This window comes from Desulfovibrio piger, assembly GCF_012843875.1.
GTDB lineage: Bacteria > Desulfobacterota > Desulfovibrionia > Desulfovibrionales > Desulfovibrionaceae > Desulfovibrio.
In genome coordinates this window covers 1-3,860 of the sequence record NZ_JABAFY010000090.1, presented here as the reverse complement: position 1 = coordinate 3,860, position 3,860 = coordinate 1, and the positions used below count along the sequence as shown (strand labels likewise).

3 protein-coding genes are annotated in these 3,860 nt (G+C 35.6%); all 3 read right to left on the bottom strand.

The window, feature by feature from the left end:
• Positions 1-108 precede the first annotated feature (108 nt).
• Positions 109-2,055: a sulfatase-like hydrolase/transferase gene (locus HF854_RS12145; protein ID WP_168936517.1), complete on the bottom strand. Its 1,947-nt coding sequence runs from the start codon at positions 2,053-2,055 to the stop codon at positions 109-111.
• Between the two features lie 27 nt (positions 2,056-2,082).
• Entirely contained in the window at positions 2,083-2,994 is a 912-nt protein-coding gene (locus HF854_RS12140) for a hypothetical protein (RefSeq protein ID WP_168936516.1), read from the bottom strand.
• Between the two features lie 188 nt (positions 2,995-3,182).
• Positions 3,183-3,731 carry an FkbM family methyltransferase gene (locus HF854_RS12135; protein WP_168936515.1) on the bottom strand — a complete coding sequence of 183 codons (549 nt, stop codon included), beginning with the start codon at positions 3,729-3,731 and terminating at the stop codon, positions 3,183-3,185.
• Positions 3,732-3,860: the final 129 nt, after the last annotated feature.

The following is a 3,860-nucleotide window of genomic DNA, read 5'->3' as shown; positions in this document are numbered from 1 at the left end:
TTACCGCCTTTGTTCATTTGGCATTTTCCATGATTTTACTCAGAAGAGTCATCAAGGAATTATGAAATGACTTCTAGTCCTCTGAGATCGTTTTCATAGGATTATTTTTTAATGGGGAATTTCTGATAATGTTTCTGATAACAAATTTTTCCCCGATGTTACATCAAATTGAATCGCTTTGTGCATTTTTATAAAGAAATTATTATCATCTACTTTGAGCTCATCTCCCTTGTGATCGATTGAAATATTCGAATTCATTCCTCTGCAATATTTTTGCATCTGATTCATAAATAGCTGATATCGATTCATCGGAAGACCAATATACTTAAAAAGTTCTGTCCCCAAGTATGCGTGAGATAATGTCATTAAAAGTTTATGTTCTTTTTTATAATTTGACCAAATAAAAAATGTTGTCGTATTCTTGTCTAGCAAGGTACTCTTGGGATCTTTATCTCCGGCATGGGTATTATGATCTCCATAAAATAAGAAAATAAAGGGTTCGTTTAGTTTTTTTAACTCGCTTATTAGGAAGAATATTGCATCGTTTGATGATTGTATTCCATGAGCATATACAGATAAGCCTTCATCATACTTCCCATTAATAAAAGCCTTATTTGGTTGGCTGTTCAAGTTTGATAAGGCGTGCGGTGTATGATTTTGATCCGTTTGAACAAATAGGGCAAACGGAACTTTATTTGGTAAGTAGTAATTTTTTATAATAGATAAGGCCTCATGGGCGTAGTTTAAGCTGCTGATATAAGGACTATTTTCATATCGCTGGGAGGAGTTTTTTAATTTAAAAGAATCTGTTACGCCCCAAAAGGACTCACCATTTTTTGCCATTGAGTTGAATGTTGATGGAAAATATTTATGGAGGCTACCCGTGGAATACCCATTTTTTTGTAAGGCATATCCAATTGAGAATTTGAGTGGATATCTATTCTGTGTATATATGGCCATCTCTGGGTAAAAATATTTATAAAATAATCCAGACATAAATTCAAATTGTGAATTTATGGTATAATATTGAGGGTTAAGAGCGTACCCATATATTGATTCGTGAGTAATCGTATCGTACTTTGTATATACTGCTTGTGGAATGTTAAATGAAGGATACTTTCGAAGATCATCATAAGATTCTTCTTGCCAAATGATGATATTCGGCCTTACTCCTTGATAAGGTTCTTGCTGCAGGCTTAATAAATATTCTTTAGCGCTTTTAATATCTTCATTTGTGGCGTATAGCCGCGTAGTTTTTATTGAAAAAAGAACATTATTGAAAAATCCTGTAAGAAATCCAGTTTCATTGTAGTACCAAGAATATCCAACAACAAAGAAATTTTTTTCTTTTTTGTCGAATATGAAAATATAATTCAAACATGTGGTAATTATGAATATAACGATGACAGTCAGAGAGGTGATTCTTTTGGGGGGATAAGGGGAGGGGAGACTATTTTTAAAACAAAATATGGTAAATAAAATAATTAAAAATATAAGTGTAAAATCTGCATATTCTTTTGTGAATGGAATGATTACTTCAAGAAAATCTTTATTGATTAGGTAAAAGTCGTTGATATAAAGATGATCATTGAAAAAACACCGTTTCCCATAGTCGATAAAGGATATTGCCAGGGCAATACCTGTGGTTAAAAGACGTGCATATTTTTTTAAATATAGTAAAATGATGGAATATGCACTAGAAATTACAACAAACTGAATACCGGTAAAATGTGAATTTATGATCTGTAGAAATAAACGCTCTGCTGTTTGTGCTATACTGCCATTATATACTGTTACAAAATTAAAAGAAATAAAGATAATAGAAGAGAATGTTATAACTTCTGATATAAAGTCTTTATATATGCTTTTACAAAAGATGAGGCAAAAAATGAATATGGTACAAATAAATAAAATGGGGAAGAGTAATGCAAAAAAACCGTCATACTGTAGAAGGTAATCTGGATTCTTATCTGGATTTATAAAAAATGAATATATGGTTATACATATGATAAAAAAAGATATTAAATAGGTAGTATGTTCTTTTATTCTTTGCATTAGATTTTCCTAATTTCTAGAGTATACTTAACCTTTCTTAAAAATTTTTTTGATTTTGTTTTTCAGACGTTCTGAAAAGGATAGCCTCGGACTGTTGAAACGAGAACGGTAGATTTCGTGGATTCGGGGATCGACCCGAACATCATCGAGAAAGCGTGGATGTTTAACTGCCTTGGTCAGATCACTATCCCAATATGTTGTAGCTGTTGTCGTATGCGTTCCACTTCCTATTCCAATATTGAATATATAAGAGTGTACTGGATTAATGCCGACCATATTCTTTTTGAAGCGGGCATAATCGGCGCGGATATCCCAAGCATTAAGCTTGCCTTCCATCTGAGCATCCAGCATGGGACTCATATCCTCGCCGCCTGCATTGAAGGCCTTGCGCAACTGCGGTGAATTTTTGAAGTCCTGGTAATCCTTAACGTCCCAGTCGATATCCTGGAAGCGGTCACGCCATGATGCCCAGCCCCAGCAGTTGAAACGCGGGATGGCATAGACATCATAGGGATAGCCGACAGGCGCTCTTTGGGCGATATGCGGCGGCGTCCAAGCAGAGATATTAAAGACCTGTTCATTGTCCGCATAGCGGGCCAGCCCTTCAGAAAGGAATCGCAGCGTATGGGGGGAAGTCACGATATCGTCTTCAATAACGATCAATCGTTTATGCAGACGAAACATCTCCGTCAGGCCATCAATGATAGAGGCCGCGCACCCCATATTCTTTGGGCGTTCCACCACTTCTACGGTGGCAAAGCCCTGGACTGTTTTGGCCAGTTCGCGCACAGCCTGGGTACCCGGCTCGTCCATTTCGTGGCGGGGACCATCACAGAAGAAGGTCACGGAGGCTTTATTTGCCAGGTCATTTGCTACCAGAGCGGTGAGGGTACGCTGGAGCAGGTCGGGACGGTTGAAGGCGAAGATAGCGATTTGCATTTAACAATCTCGCTTATGGATGAGATTTATAATACTTTTTCTAGAAAAACGGCATTTAGCATTTTTCCAATGACAGAATACCCGTTATCTATAACATAATTAATAGCGTCATCATTAGTAATGGAGAAAATATTATTGTTTGCTGTTGTCAGGGATTCCATAATAATTAATTGTGGTCTATATTTCTCCTAATCGTTAGAACTTAAAATGTCAAGCTCAAATCCTTCGACATCTATTGTTAGAAGGTCGATAGGACAATTGATATGGTGATTAAAAATATTTTTCAATGAGTTTATGCTAATTTCTATTTTTCTTTTCAAAGTTGAGTATCTATTTTTTATAACGTCACAGGCCCTTTCCTCATTCACTGTATTATATGCTGGCTCTGCAAAACTATAATATGTATAATGTCCAGGAATTTTCCCGATTCCCATTTCAAGATTGATGTCTAATGGACGTTTTCTATTGAATTCCGCCATGCAGCCTGGAAGAGGGTCGATATTGATACCACGCCATCCTTTTTGATACAATTGATAGGTATTAGAAAAACGTATAGGATGATGTGCACCAATATCGACATAAAATCCTTTTTGTTTATTTTTAAAATAAGCAGAGAGGAATATATCTTCTGCATTTTGACCATAGCATGGAACTGCATGATTTAGAGAAAGATATTTGTTGGAAATTTTTTTAAAAACAATAGAGTCTATTATATAATTTTTAATAAGTGTTCTCATCTGTTAAGTTCCTATAGATTGAGAGTATACTATGGGCGTTTCCCCGCTGTACTAGAAGTCATTTCATAATTCCAGAAAAAGTCATAAAAATCGTGTAATCGAATTTCATGAGCAAATACCAAAGATTAA